This is a genomic window from Dechloromonas aromatica RCB (assembly GCF_000012425.1).
Genome location: NC_007298.1, coordinates 2,013,008 through 2,030,199, shown reverse-complemented (window position 1 = coordinate 2,030,199; position 17,192 = coordinate 2,013,008). Strand labels below are relative to the sequence as shown.

Sequence of the window (17,192 nt, the reverse complement as noted above, 5' to 3'; positions counted from 1 at the left end):
CATTTGCCGTTATGCCGGTCAGACCCGGCAACCTCAAGGAAACAATCATGCCAAAAATCGAAAAGACCGACGCCGAATGGCGTGCCCAGCTCGATGAAAACGAATACCGCGTCACCCGCCAGAAAGGCACCGAACGCGCCTTCACCGGTAAATACTGGGATACCCACGATGACGGCACCTACCGCTGCATCTGCTGTGGCGCCCCACTCTTTCGCTCAGAAACCAAGTTCGATTCCGGTTGCGGCTGGCCGAGCTTTCACACGCCTAACGATGAAAAGCTGATCGACGAGCACGTCGATCAGAGCTTCGGCATGATCCGCACCGAAGTCACCTGTCACGACTGCGGCGCCCACCTCGGTCACGTCTTCGACGACGGCCCGGCGCCAACCGGGCTGCGCTACTGCATCAACTCGGCGTCGCTGAAGCTGGAGAAGGATGGGAAATGAGGAGCGGGCGAGGTTTGCCGTAAGGCCGCAATTCTGCCGAAGTCGGCGGATGATCGCTTGCTATTGACCGGCAACGACGTGCCCTAAGTGGAAGTAGCTGGTGATGGAAGGCAGGCGCTCAGGAACGTCTGAATTTAAGGGCACGGCGCCGCACCCTAGAATGGTGAGCTAGCCGATTTTTGCGGCAAGAGGTTGAAGAAACATAGTTTCGAACTGTTCGTGCTGCGGGGTGCTTGGTTCCAGCAACGTCACGACTTTCTCAACGAGCTCGTTCTTGGTATATGCGATACCGTTTCGCGATATTCGATCACCATTGATTTCAATACTGCCGCTCATACCAAAAATCTTCTCCAACAGCGTTGGCGGATAGTAGTACTCGATCCCGTTCTGTGGCCATTTGATAATGTTTTCCGCCTGCAGCCCCATGGACACAAGTTGCTCCGGCAAACCTGCGGTATGTACGGCGTCGAGGACTACGAAAATTCGATCACGGTAGGGGCTGCGTTGAATATCAGAAAATAATCCGCGTGCGATTGTAAGCACCTCCTTGATGCGGCTGTCTGAGTTCGCGGCAATGATGCTTAGCTGAGCATTCTGAAAGCGCAACGCTGTGACACGATCAATAAAGCGATGGTCGCATTTTCCTTCAACCAAAACGATTGCAGACGGCAGGTACAGGGTTTCAAAGCGATTCCCCAAAAGAAAGAAATGAACTTGGTTTAGGTCGCTTTGTGTCGCTACTTGTAGGAGTGAAATCTCATCTCCAGTTTTATTGACCACGTAGTTGTTAGAGATGTGTTGCCGATCTAGAAAAACCGTTGAGTGAGTTGCGAATACGACAGTGCGGATATGAGGAAAGTACTTCTGTCGATGAGCTCGATCAAACAGAAAATCCGCAAGAACTCCTTGGGCCTCGGGACTAATACCAAGTTCTGGTTCGTCAATGAGAAAGGTGTCGTAGTCTGTATCGAGAAGGCTAGTGACAAGCGTGGCGATCAGTCGGAAGCCTGAGCTTGTGTATGAAATGTTGTGTCCGCCACACTCGATGTATTTTTGCGACATCGAATTGCCTTCGACGGTATGTCGAATTTCTAGTTTGACCCCAAGCAGCAAATCGATAATTTCAACTAGATTTTCGCGCTGGCTGTCAGACAGTTCTGCTATAGCCTGCTGGAGATTTACGGGAGAGTTGTCAATATTCTGCTGCTGTTGGTTCCACTGCTGCATGAACTGGTTCCACCGTTCGCCTCGGCGGTTCCGATTTGGCGTGTAGTAGCCCAAGAGATTGAAGTTTTGATACCTAGCAGGGCCAAGATACGAGGCGTTCTGCCCCCAGTGCTGCGTCATCGTCTTGAGCAAATATGACTTGCCACAATTGTTTCTGCCAACCAGTACCGCGTACTCCGATTCCCGGATACGCTGTAGGAGAGTCGCAGATTCATCTGAAAAACGCGTACTCGGACGTTGATCGTATTGGTACATAAGTGAGCTCGCTCCGGTCGGCTAACAGTTATTGAACGGCCCCAGCGGACTGTCCGCATATGCAATGATAGTACGGACCGAGAAGCACTTGGTATGCCGACAGCAAGAGCGTTTTGACGAATAGCAGCTGTAGAGGAAAAACTTGGACGGCCGATTGTGGCCGATAGTCACACTTTGATCACCTCGTCCTAAACGACGGTTTTGTCCGGCAAGCAGCCCAAAACTACCTATAGCCCTTCACTCCCAAAGGCGCCCTGCACTTCCTCGTACCGCGGGCAACTGACCAAATGGTCATTGACCATCCCTGATGCCTGCATGAAGGCGTAGCAAATTGTCGAGCCGACGAATTTGAAGCCGGCGCGGGTCAAGGCTTTGCTCAGTGCATCGGATTGCGTGGTTTTGGCGGGGACTTCGGCCAGCGATGACCTGGCGTTTTGCACCGGTGCCCCGCCGACGAAAGACCACAGGAAATCGCTGAACGATTGGCCCTCGGCGGTCAGCGACAGATAGGCATTGGCGTTCTGGATGGTTGCGGCGATCTTGGCGCGGTTGCGGATGATGCCGGGGTCGGCCAGCAGGGCGGCGACTTTTTGTTCGTCGTAGCGGGCAATCTTGTGCGGGTCGAAGTGGTCGAATACCTGCCGGTAGTGCTCCCGTTTCTTGAGCACGGTGGCCCAGGACAAGCCGGCCTGGGCGCCTTCGAGGATCAGCAGTTCGAACAGGGCACGGTCGTCGCGTAGCGGCAGGCCCCATTCGGTATCGTGGTACTCGCGGTAGAGGTCGAATCCTTCGCACCAGGGGCAGCGTTCCATCGTCATGCATCCGTCAGCAAAAAGCGCAGTGTAGCGGTGTCTGCTGCATGCCGACAGGTTCAGGCTGACTGCAGCATCTTCGATCTCCCTGCTCAGTCGTTATGCGGTTCGCCGGCGGGCAAGGGACTACGTTCCTGCATGAAGCGCCCCGGCGGCACGCCGAAGGCACGTTTGAACATGGCCGAGAAGGCGGCTGGGCTGGCGTAGCCTAGTTCTGCCGCGACTTCGCCGCACGGGCGGCCGCGGCCAATCAGGTCGAGCGCTCGCGCTAGGCGCAATTGCTGGCGCCAGGCGCCGAAGCTTAATTTCAGTTCGCTGACGAACAGGCGGGCCAGTGTTCGCTCGCTGGCACCGACTCGGGCCGCCCACTCGGCCAGCGACAACGGCGAAGCGGGTTCGTCGATCAGCGCCTGACACAAGGCCTGCAGGCGCCGGTCATGGGGCATCGGCAGGCCGAGCGAGAGCGGCGGCGCACGGCGGATTTCGGTGAGCAGCAATGCCGTCACCTGACGCTGGCGCAGCGACGGCTCCTGACCGTCGCCGTCAGCCTCGCTCAGGGCCTCAAAGAGCGCCCGCATCAAGTCGGAGACTTCGATCACCGAACAGGCATCGAGCGGTAGCGGGGCCACTTCCGGCGCGATATAGACGGTGCGGAATTCGACTTCGCCGAGCATGAGCAGATCGTGCTCGATATGCGGCGGAATCCACACGGCGCGCAAGGCGGGCACCAGCCAGGTCATGCCGGCCGCCGAAATCCGGATGCCGCCGCGCAGCGGATAGGCCAGTTGCGCCCAGTCATGGCGATGCGGTGGCACATAAACCTCGGCCGGTGGACAACGCAGGTTGACCGTCATCGGCAACTCGGCGGTCGGGGCGCGGCGGGGTAAAGGGTCGAAGCTGAGGTCTGTCTGCATTGCGATAATTTTTGTCCGAATATCGCACCACGGTCAATGGGTCGTAAAGCTAGACTGTAATCCTTAACGTTTTACTCGGACTTTATCCATGACGACCGCTACCCTGCCCGCGCCCCAGCGCAGCGACATTGAAGTCATTTCGGTGATCGGCTTCGTCCATGGCGTGTCCCATTTCTTCCACCTCTTGCTGCCGCCACTGTTTCCTTGGCTGATGGCGGAGTTCGGGCTCAGTTTCACCGCCATCGGCACCACGATGACCGTGTTTTTCATCGTCTCCGGCATCGGTCAGGCCAGTGCCGGTTTTCTGGTTGACCGCTTCGGGGCTGCGCGAGTGCTCGGGGCCGGCATCAGTTGCTTTGCCCTGGCCGGCGTGCTGCTCTATTTCGCCACCGGCTATCCAATGCTGATTGCCGTCGCCGCGTTGGCCGGCTTGGGTAATTGCGTCTTTCACCCAGCTGACTTCACGGTCCTCAACCGCCACGTCTCGCAACAACGCCTTGGCCATGCCTTCTCCGCCCATGGGCTATCCGGCAATCTCGGCTGGGCGGCCGCTCCGGTCTATATCACCGGCCTCGCCACCGCCTATGGCTGGCGGACAGCGGCGCTCGGCGCCAGCGCCGTGGCCATCGCCGCACTGGCCCTGCTGTTCTGGCGGCGAGAAGCGCTGACCGACCCGGTCGAACATCACACTGAGAAGGCTAGCGAACCGGCGGGAACCACCTTCGCCTTCCTGAGTTCGCGGGCTGTCTGGCTGTGCTTCCTGTTCTTCCTGCTGATCACTGCGGCTTTCGGCACCATCCAGAACTTCGCCAGCCCGATTTTGCAGGCGCTCTACGGCTTATCCATCACCACAGCTGCACTGGCGCTGTCGACCTATCTGGTCGGCGGTGCCGCCGGCATCGTCCTCGGTGGCTTTCTCGCCCAGAAAGGCGAGCATGATCACCTGATCGCCGGCGCACTGGGCGTGGCCGCCCTGCTCGCCATCCTGCTGGCCGCTGGCATCATGCCGGCCTGGAGCATCCTGCCGCTGATGGCCGGCATTGGTTTTTGTACCGGTACCGCCGGGCCGTCGCGCGACCTGCTGGTGCGCCGTGCCGCCACAGCCCGCTTTGGCAAGGCCGCCTACGGACGGGTCTATGGCTTCGTCTATTCCGGTCTGGACCTCGGCCTGGCCATGGCACCGGTGATTTTTGGCGGGCTGATGGATGCACGACACTTCAGCGAAGTGCTGGTCGGCATCGCCATCCTGCAATTCCTCGCCATTTTCAGCGCCTTGCGCGTTGGCAAGGCCGTTTAACCCTACAACCCCCGCGCCCAGGCCGGCCGCAAATGGGCCGCTTCGGGCGCCGAAATGGCCTCGCGCACCTGCTGCAACAGGCGTTCCTTGTCTGCGCCGAGCGTGCCTTTGAGGATCAGCCAGTTCGAGGCGTGATCGCTGCGGAAGACGGTGCGTTTCAAATCCAGTGTCGCCAGAAAACGCTCCATCTCGACGAAAAGCTCATGCTGCACCAGCGGCTCCCAGCCCGGAAAACCGGCGCGGAAACGCTCCTCGCCCTTGGGAAAACTGACGACCAGCGTCGACAGAAACTCCGGCTGTGCTTCATTCATCAGACGAGCCGAGTTTTCGGCGTGCTGCATCGACAGCGCCTTGCCCCCCAGGCCGTTGAGGATCATCACCGAGCGCGTGATGCCGGCAGTGCCCAGCTTGTCGAGCGCCTCGCGGGTGGTTTCGAAGGTTTCGCCCTTGTTGACGGCGGCCAGCACCTGATCGTCGCCCGACTCAGCGCCGACATAGACCATCTTCAAACCGGCCGCAGCCAGTTCATCGATTTCCGCCTGGCTCTTTTTCCGCAGGTTACGCGGCAGGCAATACGAGGAAATCCGCCGCACTGCCGGCATGTGGGTGTGAATCGCTTCGAGAATCGTCAGCAGCCGACGAGTCGGCAGCACCAGCGCATCGCCGTCGGCCAGGAAAACCCGACGGATATCGTTGCCGTAGCGCAGGCCGGTCAGGCGGATGCTTTCCAGAACCTCATCCTCGCCCCGCGCCACAAATTTCTTCTGCGGCGCGGTGTACATCTCGCAAAAGGTACATTTATTCCACGAACAACCGTCCGTAACCGGCAGGATCAGCGACTCCGCCTCGCTGGGCGGGCGGAAAACCGGCTCAACGTAGCGGATCGGAATCACGCCGCGCCCACCTTGGCGATAAAGGCCGGCGGCACCGAGGTCGCCTTGCGGGCGGTGTAGTCGAAGAAGATGATGCCGTGCTTGCCGCGCGCCACTTCGCGGCCAGTTGCCTTGTCGCTCAAACGCCAGACCAGATCGCAACCATATTTATTGAAGTCGGCGGCGGCCATTTCGATCACCATTGTCTCGCCATGGAAAGCCTCGGAACGGTATTGCGCCGCCACATCGGCGACCACAATACCGACACCTTCGACATCCAGTTCGCTGTAGTCCATCGACTTGAAGAACCGCACCCGTGCCTCGGAAACCAGCGAGATCAGCGCGGCGTTATCCAGATGGTGGCCGTAGTTGATGTAGCTGATGTAGATCGGGACTTCAGTCGAAAAGGTGAAACGCTCGGGCAAATCGATCTTGATGCGGGGCATGGCGGCTACCTGGAAATGAGCAAAGCACGATTCTACGGGCTACGTAGAGCCTCCACCAGCACCGGAGTAGCCACCGGCAACAGAACCCCGAGGGGTAGAATCGAAGCAATCATTCAGGAAGCCATTAATGAACATCGCTCGTACGCCCCTCCTTGCCGGACTGCTGGCATTCGCTCTCCTCGCCCCGACTGCCCGGGCCGAGATGCCCGCCGTGCAAAGCGTCGGCCAGATAGACCTCGCGCGCTATATCGGCAAATGGTATGAAATCGGCGCCTTCCCGATGTTCTTCCAGCGGCAGTGCATCGGCGACACCACGGCCGAATATTCGCTCAAGGCAGACGGCGAGATCGCCGTCGACAACCGTTGCCGGACCGAGAGCGGCTTCGATCAGGCCATCGGCCGCGCCTGGGTGCCCGAGACAGCAAAAAACGCGGAATTGAAGGTGTCGTTTTTCTGGCCGTTCCGTTCCGACTACTGGGTCATCGCCCTGGATGATAGCTACCGCTGGGCTGTCGTCGGCAATCCGAACCGCAAGTACCTGTGGCTGCTCTCGCGGACGCCACGGCTGCCTCAAGCCGAAATCGAGCGCGCCTTGAACTCGGCCAAAGCCCAGGGCTACGACCTGAACCAATTCAAATACACCCGCCACACGGAGACAAAGCAATGAAGGGCATTGACCACGGCAAACTCGATAAACTCGTCCTCGATGCCCGCAAGGCGGCCGATGCCAGAGCCGAGGGCTACCGCGAACGTGCCCTGAAAATCTATCCGTGGATCTGCGGCCGCTGCGCCCGGGAATTCACCCAGGCCAACCTGCGCGAACTGACCGTCCATCACCGCGATCACAACCACGACAACAACCCGAACGATGGCAGCAACTGGGAATTGCTCTGTCTGTACTGCCACGACAACGAGCACCAGAAGCAGATCGAGGCCGACCGCGGCCATACCGACAGCCGCACCGGACGTGGCGGCGGCGCCACCCACAACCCGTTCGCCGCACTGCAATCGATGCTCAAGAAGGATTGAGCAACGCCATGGCCGAACAGCAGCGCCTCGCCATCACCACCCGCGGCCGCGGTTCCATCGAAATCACCGATGAAATTGCCGCCGTGGTGCGCAAGGCCAAAGTCGACTCCGGCATCGCCCATATTTTCGTCCGCCACACCAGTTGCGGGCTGGCGATCACTGAAAACGCCGATCCCAGCGTTCGTCGCGATCTCGAAATGCTGATGCAGCGCTGGGCACCTGATGGCGACCCGGACTATCGCCACGACATGGAAGGCGATGACGACATGGCGGCCCATGCCCGCTCGCTGCTGACGGGTGTCTCGCTAAGCGTTCCGTTCGCCGGCGGCAGGCTGCTGCTCGGCACCTGGCAAGGCATCTACCTGTTCGAACACCGTAGCCAGGCTCACCAGCGGGAAATCGTCGTTACCCTACTCGGCTAAGAGCTCACCATTTCAGCGTGACCAACTGGCAGCGGATTTCCCGGAGCGGCCAGTTCAACTGATCAGGTGCTTCTCGACGGGGGCAACCTGAACTGTTGGCAAGACAACATGCAGAAGCGCCCCCTGCCAGCGCGTCGAAACGCCCACTTCGACCGACCCATGATGCTGACGGGCGATTTCCCGGACGATGGCCAACCCCAAGCCGCAACCATCACTGCTCTGCCCCGGTGGCCGATAGAAACGCTCAAATATGCGGCCGCGTTCATTTTCGGCAATGCCGGGGCCGCTATCCTCGACATCGAGCCAGGCGTTGCCGGCTGACTGACCACAACTGACCGTGACGACCCCGCCGCGTGGCGTATGGCGCAAGGCATTGTCGAGCAGATTGCCCAGCAACTCCTGGAGGAGAATTTCATTCCCCTGGATCGAGGCCGGCGACAACTCGAAACCGAGATCGACTTCCTTGCTGATCGCCTTGGGCAGCCAGCTTTCCGCTACCTGATGAACCATGGCGACCAGGTCCACCGAGGTCGAGGTCTGACCCAGGCTCGGTTCGGCCCGGGCCAGCGCCAGCAGTTGTTCAACGATGTGGCCGAGGCGCTGGGTCGCCGCCTGAATGCCCGACAGCTTGGAATCGCCCAGCGCACCCTCCTCGCACTTGGCCACTTCGACTTGCGCCTGCAAGGCGGCAATGGGCGTTCGCAACTGATGGGCGGCATCGGACACGAAGTTGCGCTGGCTATCCAACGCCTGGGCAAGGCGCCGCAACAGCTGGTTTATCTCAATGGAAACCGGCTGAATTTCTTCGGGAACATCGACCGTCACCGGCCGCAAGTCGGCCTGCGAGCGGTCGGCCAGTTCGGAACGCAGGATGTCGAGCGGGCGCAGCCCCGAACGCACACCAAACCAGATCACGCTGGCGCTGACCACGGTGAGCAGCAGTTCCGGCAGAAGCATGCCGAGTACGATGTCGCGTACCAGCTCGCCGCGCTTGACCATCGTTTCGGCTGCCAGGATAGTCACGACCTGCCCGCCCAGCTCCTTTTGCAACACCGCCAGGCGTATCGGCTCTTTCTCCAGCACTCCATCGTAGTAAGCGCGCCCTTCGCGGCTCAGGCGATCGAGGATCTCGCTGCTGGGCATCGGCAACGCTGAATTACCGTCAAGAATCACTCCCCCGGCCCCATGCGCCGCATAGAAAATCCGGTCGAACTTGTCGGTCAGCAGAACGGCGCGGGCCTGGTGTGTCAGCGGTAACTGCACCTTGCCATCGACGATGCGCAATTGCTCGGAAATGGCGAAAGCCGTATCGAGCAGGCCACGATCGTAAGCCTTGGTTGCGGCACGCAAAGCCAGCCAGTTGGCCGAAAGCGCGCCCAGCAACAACAGCACCAGCATCGCCGGCAACAGCCGGGCGATCAGCATCAGGCGAAGGCTACTCGTCACGCGCGGCAGCATCGGCCGGTTTTTCCAGGTAATAGCCCAGTCCGCGCACGGTGCGGATCGTGATCCCTGCCTCTTCAAGCTTGACGCGCAGACGCGAAACGAGTTTTTCGATGGCGTTTGGCGTGATTTCATCCTGCCAGCTATACAGCGCCTGGATCAACTGTTCCTTGCTGACGATCCGGTTAACCCGGCCGGCCAGAAACTCAAGCGCCGCCCACTCCCGGGCATTCAACTCAAGCGCCGTATCGTTCAACCAGGCCCGCTTGCCCACCGTATCCAGACGCAGACTGCCGAGAACCACCTCGGGCGACGCCTCACCCAGCCGGCGCCGGATCAGGGCTCTGACCCGTGCCTCCAGTTCGGCCTGGGTCACCGGTTTGACCACGTAATCATCGGCGCCCAGATCAAGCAGGCGCACCCGCTCTTCAACCGCCAGCCGCGCTGACAACACCAGCACCGGCGTCTGCTGACGGCGGGTGCGCAGGCGCTGCAATACCTCACAACCATCGAGCCCGGGCAGGCCGATATCGAGAATCACCAGATCGTAGGCCTCATTGGCCAGCAGGGAATCGGCACTCAGGCCGTCATTGGCGGTGTCGACGATATATCCGGAATGGCGCAGAGCTCGGGCCAGACCATCGGCCAGCAGGGCGTCATCTTCGACGAGCAGGATGTGCATGTATGTCAGTAATTGGTCAGGGTCGCTTACTACGATAACACTCCCTAAAGAATCCTTCACTGATGCGACGCCTACTGATTCCGATCTTGCTTGCCCCGTTGCTGGCCATCGCACAAGGGCAAACTGCATTAACCCTGAGCCAGGCAGAGGCACTCTGGCAGGAACATAGCCGCGAACTCCAGCTGGCCAAGGCCGCCGTAAGCGGCGCCGAGGCCGACGTCAAGGCGGCCCGGCAGATGCCGAACCCCGATGTCTCACTGAACGCCCTGTCGATCAGCCCGCAATCCGGGTTTGGTGGTGGCCCGCTGAAAGACAAGCGGATGGACACCCAGTTGCGCATCGATCAGCTGATCGAGCGCGGTGGCAAACGGACCTTACGCGCCAAGGGGGCAGAAGCCCGCCTCGAAGCCAGCCGTTTCGACCTGGACGATGCCACGCGTCAACAACTGGGCGATCTGCGCCAGACCTATTACCAGCTCCGTCTGGCCCAGGAAAAACAGGCCCTGGCCCGCGATACCGCCGCGTTGTATGGCAAGAGCACCGAGGCTGGTCGACTGCGCCAGAAAGCTGGCGATATCGCCCCGGTCGACGTGTCGCGACTGCAGATCGACCAGGCTCGCGCCGATGCCGACGCCCGCCAGGCCCAGGCTGATCTGGCCCAGGCCCAGCAGATGCTCGCCTATCTGATTGGCCGCGAAGCTGAAGCAGCGCAATTGGTGGCCGCTGACAACTGGCCGGCGCTTGAAGAAAAAGCACTCAGCGCCGCTCCGCTTGACGAGCGCCCCGATCTGGCTGCCGCCCAGAAGCGCATTGCCGCGGCCGAAGCCGACCGCGATCTGGCCCGTGCCAAGAAGAGCCGCGACGTGACGGTCGGCTTCCAGTTCGAACGCAATCTGCAGAATGCCCCGACCAACAGCTACGGGGTCGGCATCAGCGTACCGCTGTTCATCTGGCACGAATATGAGGGTGAAATCGCCCGCGCCGAATCTGATCTCAATATTGCCCGTCTGCAATACGAGCAGCAGCATGCCCAGGCCTTTGGCCAGGTTGCCCAGGCGCGCAACGCCCTGCTTGCCGTGCGAGACCGGGTGCAACGGCTCGAGGGCGGCCTGCTGGGTGATGCCGAGCGCGTCGCCAAAGCGGCGGAACTGGCTTATAACAAGGGGGCGATGGGTCTGATGGACCTGCTCGACGCCCGCCGCACGCTGCGCCAGATTCAGATTGAAGCAGCCAGCGCCCGTGCTGACTACGCCAAAGCATTGTCGGACTGGCAGACCCAGGCCGAATTCAGGAAATCCCCATGAAGCTGACCTCCCCTCTCCTTATCCTGTTGCTGGCCCTGGCCGGCTGCTCGGCCGAACCGGAAGCGCAGAAAGCCGCCGCGATCAAGGTGGATGGCGACCGCGCCCTGCTCGCCGAACCGGACAAGGCGACTTTTCTGAAACTGGCCGTCGTCGAAAAGGACAAGGGCGGCCTGCTGCGCCTGCCCGGCCGGCTGATCTGGAACGAAGAAAAAACGGTCCGCGTCTTCCCGCAACTGGGGGGCCGCGTGCAGGGCATCGCCGTCGATGTCGGCGCGACAGTCAAGATCGGCCAGCCGCTGGCCACCCTGAGTTCGCCGGAATATGGCCAGGCGCTGGCTGATGCCCGCAAGGCCCGGGCCGATGCCCAGGTCGCCACTCAGGGCCTGGAGCGCAATCGCGTTCTGCGCGAAGCCGGTGTTGTCGCCGAAAAGGATTGGCAGCAGGCTGAAGCCACGGCCATCGCCGCCAAGGCCGAAGCCGAACGGGCGACCCGTCGCCTGGCTGGCCTCGGTGGTGAAGGCGATGGCACCTATGTGCTGCGTACGCCGCTGGCGGGCGTGGTCGTCGAACGCAACCTGAATCCGGGCATGGAGTTCCGCCCCGATCAGTCCGGAGCGCCGCTGTTCGTCGTCACCGATCCGTCCAGCCTGTGGGTTCAGGTTGATGCTGGCGAAGCCGACCTGGCCAAGCTGAAAAAGGGCGAGCCGCTGCTGATTGAATCGAAGCAATATCCTGGCGAGCGCTTCAAGGGCGTCATTCGCCACGTCGCCGATTTCGTCGACCCGAATACGCGGACGATCAAGGTCCGTGGCGAAGTGCCGAATGCCGACCGGCGCCTGAAGGGCGAGATGTTCGTCAATGCCCTGGTCGAACTGGCCCCGACGCCTGCCCTGCGCGCACCGGCCACCGCCGTCTTCCTGTTCGGCAACAAACGCTATGTGTTCGTGGAGGAAGTGCCCGGGCGCTATCGTCGACAGCTGGTTGAAGCCGGCGCCGAGCGCGATGGCCTGATCGACCTGATGTCAGGCGTCAATGAGGGCGACAAAGTCGTCACCGAAGGCAGCCTGCACCTGCTGAAATACTTCAAGCCGGCCGCAGCCGCTGAAAAACAGGCAGCCAAATGATCAAGCGCATTGTTCATTTCGCGCTCAATCAGCCGCTGTTCATCATTCTCGGACTGGTGCTGTTCATCGGCATCGGTGTTGCCTCTTTTCGCTCGCTGCCGATCGAAGCTTTCCCGGATGTGACCGATACCCAGGTCACCATCATCTCGCTCTATCCTGGCCGCGCCCCGGAAGAAGTCGAGAAACAGGTCACCATTCCGCTTGAAATCGCGCTGGCCGGCGTGCCCAATTCGATCCGGATGTTCTCGCACACCCAGTTCGGGCTGTCTTTCATCGTTGTCACCTTCGACGAAAAACCCAGCCTGTTCATGGCACGGCAACTGGTGCAAGAACGTTTGCGCGGTATCGACCTGCCCCCTGGCGTCGAGCCGGAACTCGCCCCGCCGGCCACCGCCACCGGTGAGATTTTCCGCTATCGTCTGGAAGCCCCGAGCCTGAAACCGAGCGAGATTCGCGCCATCCAAGACTGGACGGTCGTCCGCCAGATCAAGCAGGTTTCCGGCATCGCCGATGTCGTCTCGCTGGGTGGGCCGATCCGCCAATACGAGGTGCGCCCCAACCTGCCCAAGCTGCGCGACTACAAGATCACCCTCGGCCAGTTGTTCAATTCGCTGCAACGCGCTAACGCCAACGCCGGCGGCGGTTCGGTGGCGCAGGGTCGCCAGCAATTCCTGATCCGCTCGCTTGGCCTGCTGCATTCCTCGGCCGATATAGGCCAGGTTGTCGTCGCTGAAAACAACGGTACCCCTATCCTGGTTCGGGACATTGCCGAAGTCGTCGAGTCGCGCGTGCCGGAACAGGGCATCGTCGGCATCAGCGATGCCAATGGCGACCAGGACGACGTCGTTTCCGGCATCGTGCTGCTGCGCAAGGATGAGAATCCTTCCATGGTGCTCGACGCGCTGAAGACCAAGGTCGATGCGCTGAATGCCGGCGGTTTGCCGCGTGGCGTGCAGATCATCCCCTTCTATGACCGTTCCTGGCTGATCAGCAAGACGCTGAAGACCGTCTTCATGAACCTGCTCGAAGGCGCCCTGCTGGTCACGCTGGTGCTCTATCTCTTCCTGGCCGATTTCCGGGCGGCGGCCATTGTCGCCTCGATCATCCCATTGGCCTTGCTCGGCACCTTCATCGGTCTTTCGGCAGTGGGCATCCCGGCAAACCTGCTGTCGCTGGGGGCGATGGACTTCGGCATCATCGTCGACGGTGCGGTGATCGTCATCGAGAATATTTTCCGGCGCCTCGGCGAAGCCAGGCGCGATGACGATCACCGGCCCCACACCCGAACCATCCAGGAGGCTGTGATCGAAATCGGCCGGCCAACCGTGTTCTCGATGATCATCATCATCGTGGCCCACCTGCCAATCTTCACGATGCAACGGCACGAAGGCAAGATCTTCGCCCCGATGGCCTACTCGGTCGTCGCCGCCCTGATCACTTCGCTGATCCTGTCGCTGACGCTGGTTCCCTTCCTATCCAAAATCGCCTTCAAGAACAACGTGCCGCACGAAGAAACCAGGCTGATGCACTGGTTCATGAACAAGTACGAACCGGCGCTGAAATGGGTGCTCGCCCACGCCAAGCGCGTGCTGGCGGCCGCACTGGTGGCGCTGGCCATCACCGCGGCCCTGGTGCCGCAGCTGGGTACCGAGTTCCTGCCCGAACTGAACGAAGGCTCGATCTGGATCAATATCACCCTGCCCACCTCGGTATCCATCGACGAGGCCAAAGGCGAACTGCGCAAGCTGCGCCGCATCATTGCCGATTTTCCCGAGGTCAATGCAGTGATTTCCAAGGGCGGCCGCCCGGAAGATGGCACCGATCCGAAGAACATCAACATGACCGAAATGCTGGTCGACCTGAAGCCGGACAATCAATGGCGCAAAGGGATGACCAAGGAACAGCTGGTGCGCGACATGGAGGACAAGCTGAACGACATGCCGGGCATCGAGCCGACCTTCAGCCAGCCGGTGCGCGACCAGATTCTCGAATCCATTTCGCAGATCGACGGCCAGATCGTGATCAAGCTGTTCGGCGATGACACCACTACGCTGAAGCTGCATGCCAACCAATTGCTCGACAAGATCGGCAATGTGCCGGGTGTCGTCCGCGCCTTCATCGACCGCGACGGCGACCTGCCACAATACCGGCTGGAAATCGACCGCGCGGCGGCCGCCCGCTATGGCCTGAACGTCATGGATGTGCAGGATGTCGTCGAAACAGCAATGGCCGGCAAGGCAGCCACCGAACTATGGGAAGGCGACCGCCATTTCAGTGTCGTCGTTCGTCTTGATGAACCATCGCGTCAGCTCGACAAGCTGAAGGATGTGCTGGTGCCTACCCCCTCCGGCGCCCAGATACCGCTGTCGGCCCTGGTCGATTTCAAGATGGGGAGCGGCGCCATGAACATCGCCCGCGAATCTGGCCAACGTGTCGTAGCCATCGGCGTCTTCATCCGCGATCGCGACATGGGCAGCGTCGTTGCCGACATGCAGACCCACGCCAAGGACATCAAGCTGCCCGAGGGTTATTCGATTACCTGGTCGGGTGAATTCGAGAACCAGGAACGGGCGATGAAGCGGCTGATGCTGGTTGTGCCGCTCTCCATCCTGATGATTTTCCTGCTCCTGTTCGATGCCTTCGAGTCGTTCAAGGATGCGCTGATCATCATCTGCAATATCCCGTTCGCACTGATCGGCGGCATCTTCGCGCTACTGATCTCCGGAATACCGCTGTCGGTTTCGGCCGCCATCGGCTTCATCGCCCTGTTCGGACAGGCGGTGCTCAACGGGGTGGTAATGGTCAGCTACATCAACCAGTTGAAGCAACAGAAGCTCGACGACTATCAAGCCGTGTTCCAGGGCGCCCTGTCGCGCCTGCGTACCGTGCTGATGACTGCCCTGCTCGCCATGCTCGGTCTTCTGCCAATGGCCCTGTCGCATGGCATCGGCTCCGAAACACAACGCCCGCTGGCCCTGGTTGTCATTGGCGGCCTGATCACGGCTACTGTGCTGACGTTGTTCGTGCTGCCGGCACTGTATTACTACGTCGCAACGCATCCCCGGCTGGCCAAGGCATTGCACTGACACGGCATGGGCTCAAAAATCCTTGGTTTCCTGCTGTTGGCACTAAGCTGGCTGCCACTGACTGCCTTCGGCATCACTGACGACGATGTCCATGTCGAATACCGGAACGGCACCTATTACGCCAACCTGACCATCCAGATCGCGGTACCGCCGAGCTCCGCTTTCGCTGTGCTGATCGATTTTGAACGCATGCCGAACTTCATGCCCGGCCTGGCCAGTAGCCGTATCACATCGCGTCAGAACAATGTCTATTTGGTCGCCCAGCGCGGCAAAGTAACATTTGGCCCATTCTCGATGCCCTACGAAAGCGAACGGCGGATAGAGACCATCGACAATTCGAAGATTCTCTCCCGTTCGGTGGCCGGCTCGGCCCGCCGGATGCAAAGCGAAATGCGCCTGCAGTCGTCGGAGCCAGGCACTCGCCTCGATTACAAAATCGAAATCGAGCCCGATAGCTGGCTGCCGAGTTCCCTGGGCATCAACTTCCTGCAGCACGAACTGGCCGAGCAGTTCAACGCCCTGGGCCGCGAGATGGTGCGCCGGCAATGATGCGACGCAACCGAGCTTCCACTAGCCTTTGACGCACACCACCTGCTTCAGGGTATGCAGGGTTTCAGTCAGGTCCCGCTGGTTATCCATCACCGCATCGATGTCCTTGTAGGCCCCGGGAATCTCGTCGATGACACTTTTATCCTTTCGGCAAACGACGCCCTCGGTTTGTCGGCGCAGATCGGCCTCGCTGAAAGTCCGGGCGGCGGCATTGCGGCTCATTCGCCGACCCGCACCATGGGCGCTCGAATCGAAGCTCTCCGGGTTACCCTTGCCGCGCACAATGTAGCTGCGCGCACCCATGCTGCCGGGAATAATGCCGAGATCACCGGCCCGGGCACGGATGGCCCCCTTGCGCGTGACCCAGACATCGGCCCCATAGTGATGCTCGCGGGCCACGTAATTGTGATGGCAATTAACCACTTCACTGGTCACTGAAAATTCGGGCAGATGGCGATGCAAGGCGGCCAGCACCAGATCCATCATGCATTCGCGATTGGCAAATGCGTACTCCTGCGCCCAATGGACTGCCTCGACATAGTCATCGAAATGGGCGCTGCCCTCCTTGAAATATCCGAGGTCGCGGTCCGGTAAGTGAATCTGCTGGCGCTCCATGTCGCGGCGAGCCAGTTCAATGAAATAAGTGGCCAGCGCATTGCCGATGCCGCGACTGCCCGAGTGCAACATAACCCAGAGCTGCTCGGATTCATCGAGACAAACCTCGATGAAATGGTTACCGCCACCAAGGGTGCCCAATTGATTAACCCATTTCGAGAATTTTCCGAAGCTCTTGAGTAGCTGCGGATGCCTCTGTGTCATGACTTTAAGACGGGGCTCGAAAGGCCGCGCCACCAGGGCCGGCGCCCGGTCATCCTCATGCTGCGCCTTGCCGACCGGCACATCGCGACTAATCTGTTCGAAAATTTTCTTCAGCGCCTTTTCGCCAAGCGCATTGGCACCGATCGACAGCCGGCAGGCCACCATGCCGCAGCCGATATCGACGCCGACTGCGGCGGGAACGATCGCCTGCCGGGTGGCGATCACCGAACCAATGGTCGCGCCAATACCGAGATGAACATCTGGCATCGCGGCCACATGGTGGTGGATGAACGGCAGGCTGGCGATGTTGACGAGCTGCTGGCGTGAGTTGTCATCGACATCATCGGTCCAGATCTTGACCGGCACGTTGGGCGTCTTAAGGGTTTGGCGAATGGGCACGGAGAATCCGGATGAAGGCAAGCATTCAGGTTAGCAAATTCGCTCAGCCCGGCAAATGTCGCAGAG

The 17,192-nt window shown here is 60.5% G+C and carries 17 protein-coding genes; 9 read left to right on the top strand and 8 right to left on the bottom strand.

All coding sequences use genetic code 11. The features are described 5' to 3' along the window. Window positions 1-47 precede the first annotated feature (47 nt). The gene (gene msrB / locus DARO_RS09745) at window positions 48-446 is read left to right on the top strand and encodes a peptide-methionine (R)-S-oxide reductase MsrB (RefSeq protein WP_011287637.1); all 399 of its coding nucleotides are present in this window, start codon (window positions 48-50) and stop codon (window positions 444-446) included. 168 nt (window positions 447-614) lie between these two features. Here the strand turns inward: msrB and DARO_RS09740 are convergent, their stop codons facing one another. The 3 genes from DARO_RS09740 to DARO_RS09730 form a co-directional block, all read right to left on the bottom strand. After that, window positions 615-1,673: an AAA family ATPase gene (locus tag DARO_RS09740; RefSeq protein ID WP_198134126.1), complete on the bottom strand. Its 1,059-nt coding sequence runs from the start codon at window positions 1,671-1,673 to the stop codon at window positions 615-617. Window positions 1,674-2,155: 482 nt separating this feature from the next. Continuing rightward, on the bottom strand, window positions 2,156-2,746 hold the full coding sequence (locus DARO_RS09735; protein WP_011287635.1) for a DNA-3-methyladenine glycosylase I: 591 nt from the start codon (window positions 2,744-2,746) through the stop codon (window positions 2,156-2,158). A gap of 86 nt (window positions 2,747-2,832) precedes the next feature. Continuing rightward, on the bottom strand, window positions 2,833-3,654 hold the full coding sequence (locus DARO_RS09730; protein ID WP_011287634.1) for an AraC family transcriptional regulator: 822 nt from the start codon (window positions 3,652-3,654) through the stop codon (window positions 2,833-2,835). 88 nt (window positions 3,655-3,742) lie between these two features. Here DARO_RS09730 and DARO_RS09725 point away from each other — a divergent pair, with 88 nt between their 5' ends. Beyond that, window positions 3,743-4,951 (top strand): MFS transporter, encoded by a 1,209-nt coding sequence (locus DARO_RS09725; protein WP_011287633.1) that lies wholly within the window; start codon window positions 3,743-3,745, stop codon window positions 4,949-4,951. Window positions 4,952-4,953: 2 nt separating this feature from the next. On the opposite strand, the gene DARO_RS09720 is transcribed toward DARO_RS09725, so the two are convergent. Further along, a complete protein-coding gene (locus DARO_RS09720) occupies window positions 4,954-5,844 on the bottom strand; it encodes a radical SAM protein (protein WP_011287632.1) in 891 nt (296 codons plus the stop codon). After that, the gene (locus DARO_RS09715; RefSeq protein WP_011287631.1) at window positions 5,841-6,269 is read right to left on the bottom strand and encodes a thioesterase family protein; all 429 of its coding nucleotides are present in this window, start codon (window positions 6,267-6,269) and stop codon (window positions 5,841-5,843) included. Before DARO_RS09715 ends, DARO_RS09720 begins: the two co-directional genes overlap by 4 nt. Before the next feature lie 127 nt (window positions 6,270-6,396). On the opposite strand from DARO_RS09715, the gene DARO_RS09710 reads away from it, so the two are divergent. From DARO_RS09710 to DARO_RS09700, 3 genes are read left to right on the top strand one after another with little or no spacing between them, the layout of a single operon-like run. Further along, the gene (locus DARO_RS09710) at window positions 6,397-6,936 is read left to right on the top strand and encodes a lipocalin family protein (RefSeq protein WP_011287630.1); all 540 of its coding nucleotides are present in this window, start codon (window positions 6,397-6,399) and stop codon (window positions 6,934-6,936) included. Then, complete coding sequence (locus DARO_RS09705; RefSeq protein WP_011287629.1) at window positions 6,933-7,298, top strand: YajD family HNH nuclease; 366 nt, start codon at window positions 6,933-6,935, stop codon at window positions 7,296-7,298. The genes DARO_RS09710 and DARO_RS09705 overlap by 4 nt, the downstream gene beginning before the upstream one ends. 8 nt (window positions 7,299-7,306) lie before the next feature. Further along, complete coding sequence (locus DARO_RS09700) at window positions 7,307-7,720, top strand: secondary thiamine-phosphate synthase enzyme YjbQ (protein WP_011287628.1); 414 nt, start codon at window positions 7,307-7,309, stop codon at window positions 7,718-7,720. A 54-nt stretch (window positions 7,721-7,774) separates the two neighbouring features. On the opposite strand, the gene DARO_RS09695 is transcribed toward DARO_RS09700, so the two are convergent. Continuing rightward, window positions 7,775-9,166: a sensor histidine kinase gene (locus tag DARO_RS09695; RefSeq protein ID WP_198134125.1), complete on the bottom strand. Its 1,392-nt coding sequence runs from the start codon at window positions 9,164-9,166 to the stop codon at window positions 7,775-7,777. Continuing rightward, window positions 9,156-9,845 (bottom strand): response regulator, encoded by a 690-nt coding sequence (locus DARO_RS09690; protein WP_011287626.1) that lies wholly within the window; start codon window positions 9,843-9,845, stop codon window positions 9,156-9,158. The genes DARO_RS09695 and DARO_RS09690 overlap by 11 nt, the downstream gene beginning before the upstream one ends. Before the next feature lie 62 nt (window positions 9,846-9,907). On the opposite strand from DARO_RS09690, the gene DARO_RS09685 reads away from it, so the two are divergent. The 4 genes from DARO_RS09685 to DARO_RS09670 are packed head-to-tail and all read left to right on the top strand — an operon-like array spanning window position 9,908 to window position 15,908. Next, a complete protein-coding gene (locus DARO_RS09685) occupies window positions 9,908-11,149 on the top strand; it encodes a TolC family protein (protein WP_011287625.1) in 1,242 nt (413 codons plus the stop codon). After that, complete coding sequence (locus tag DARO_RS09680; RefSeq protein WP_011287624.1) at window positions 11,146-12,273, top strand: efflux RND transporter periplasmic adaptor subunit; 1,128 nt, start codon at window positions 11,146-11,148, stop codon at window positions 12,271-12,273. The genes DARO_RS09685 and DARO_RS09680 overlap by 4 nt, the downstream gene beginning before the upstream one ends. Beyond that, window positions 12,270-15,359, top strand: a complete 3,090-nt coding sequence (locus DARO_RS09675; RefSeq protein WP_011287623.1) for a CusA/CzcA family heavy metal efflux RND transporter — start codon at window positions 12,270-12,272, stop codon at window positions 15,357-15,359. Before DARO_RS09680 ends, DARO_RS09675 begins: the two co-directional genes overlap by 4 nt. A 6-nt stretch (window positions 15,360-15,365) precedes the next feature. Continuing rightward, on the top strand, window positions 15,366-15,908 hold the full coding sequence (locus DARO_RS09670) for an SRPBCC family protein (protein WP_011287622.1): 543 nt from the start codon (window positions 15,366-15,368) through the stop codon (window positions 15,906-15,908). 21 nt (window positions 15,909-15,929) lie between these two features. On the opposite strand, the gene DARO_RS09665 is transcribed toward DARO_RS09670, so the two are convergent. Beyond that, a complete protein-coding gene (locus DARO_RS09665; protein WP_011287621.1) occupies window positions 15,930-17,126 on the bottom strand; it encodes an RtcB family protein in 1,197 nt (398 codons plus the stop codon). Window positions 17,127-17,192 lie beyond the last annotated feature (66 nt).

What these genes read in the sequence shown, in the direction of transcription:
- msrB (WP_011287637.1), top strand. Translation starts at nt 48, where the DNA reads ATGCCAAAAATCGAAAAGACCGACGCCGAATGGCGTGCCCAGCTCGAT.
- DARO_RS09740 (WP_198134126.1), bottom strand. Translation starts at nt 1,673, where the DNA reads ATGCAGCAGTGGAACCAACAGCAGCAGAATATTGACAACTCTCCCGTA.
- DARO_RS09735 (WP_011287635.1), bottom strand. Translation starts at nt 2,746, where the DNA reads ATGACGATGGAACGCTGCCCCTGGTGCGAAGGATTCGACCTCTACCGC.
- DARO_RS09730 (WP_011287634.1), bottom strand. Translation starts at nt 3,654, where the DNA reads ATGCAGACAGACCTCAGCTTCGACCCTTTACCCCGCCGCGCCCCGACC.
- DARO_RS09725 (WP_011287633.1), top strand. Translation starts at nt 3,743, where the DNA reads ATGACGACCGCTACCCTGCCCGCGCCCCAGCGCAGCGACATTGAAGTC.
- DARO_RS09715 (WP_011287631.1), bottom strand. Translation starts at nt 6,269, where the DNA reads ATGCCCCGCATCAAGATCGATTTGCCCGAGCGTTTCACCTTTTCGACT.
- DARO_RS09710 (WP_011287630.1), top strand. Translation starts at nt 6,397, where the DNA reads ATGAACATCGCTCGTACGCCCCTCCTTGCCGGACTGCTGGCATTCGCT.
- DARO_RS09705 (WP_011287629.1), top strand. Translation starts at nt 6,933, where the DNA reads ATGAAGGGCATTGACCACGGCAAACTCGATAAACTCGTCCTCGATGCC.
- DARO_RS09700 (WP_011287628.1), top strand. Translation starts at nt 7,307, where the DNA reads ATGGCCGAACAGCAGCGCCTCGCCATCACCACCCGCGGCCGCGGTTCC.
- DARO_RS09690 (WP_011287626.1), bottom strand. Translation starts at nt 9,845, where the DNA reads ATGCACATCCTGCTCGTCGAAGATGACGCCCTGCTGGCCGATGGTCTG.
- DARO_RS09685 (WP_011287625.1), top strand. Translation starts at nt 9,908, where the DNA reads ATGCGACGCCTACTGATTCCGATCTTGCTTGCCCCGTTGCTGGCCATC.
- DARO_RS09680 (WP_011287624.1), top strand. Translation starts at nt 11,146, where the DNA reads ATGAAGCTGACCTCCCCTCTCCTTATCCTGTTGCTGGCCCTGGCCGGC.
- DARO_RS09675 (WP_011287623.1), top strand. Translation starts at nt 12,270, where the DNA reads ATGATCAAGCGCATTGTTCATTTCGCGCTCAATCAGCCGCTGTTCATC.
- DARO_RS09670 (WP_011287622.1), top strand. Translation starts at nt 15,366, where the DNA reads ATGGGCTCAAAAATCCTTGGTTTCCTGCTGTTGGCACTAAGCTGGCTG.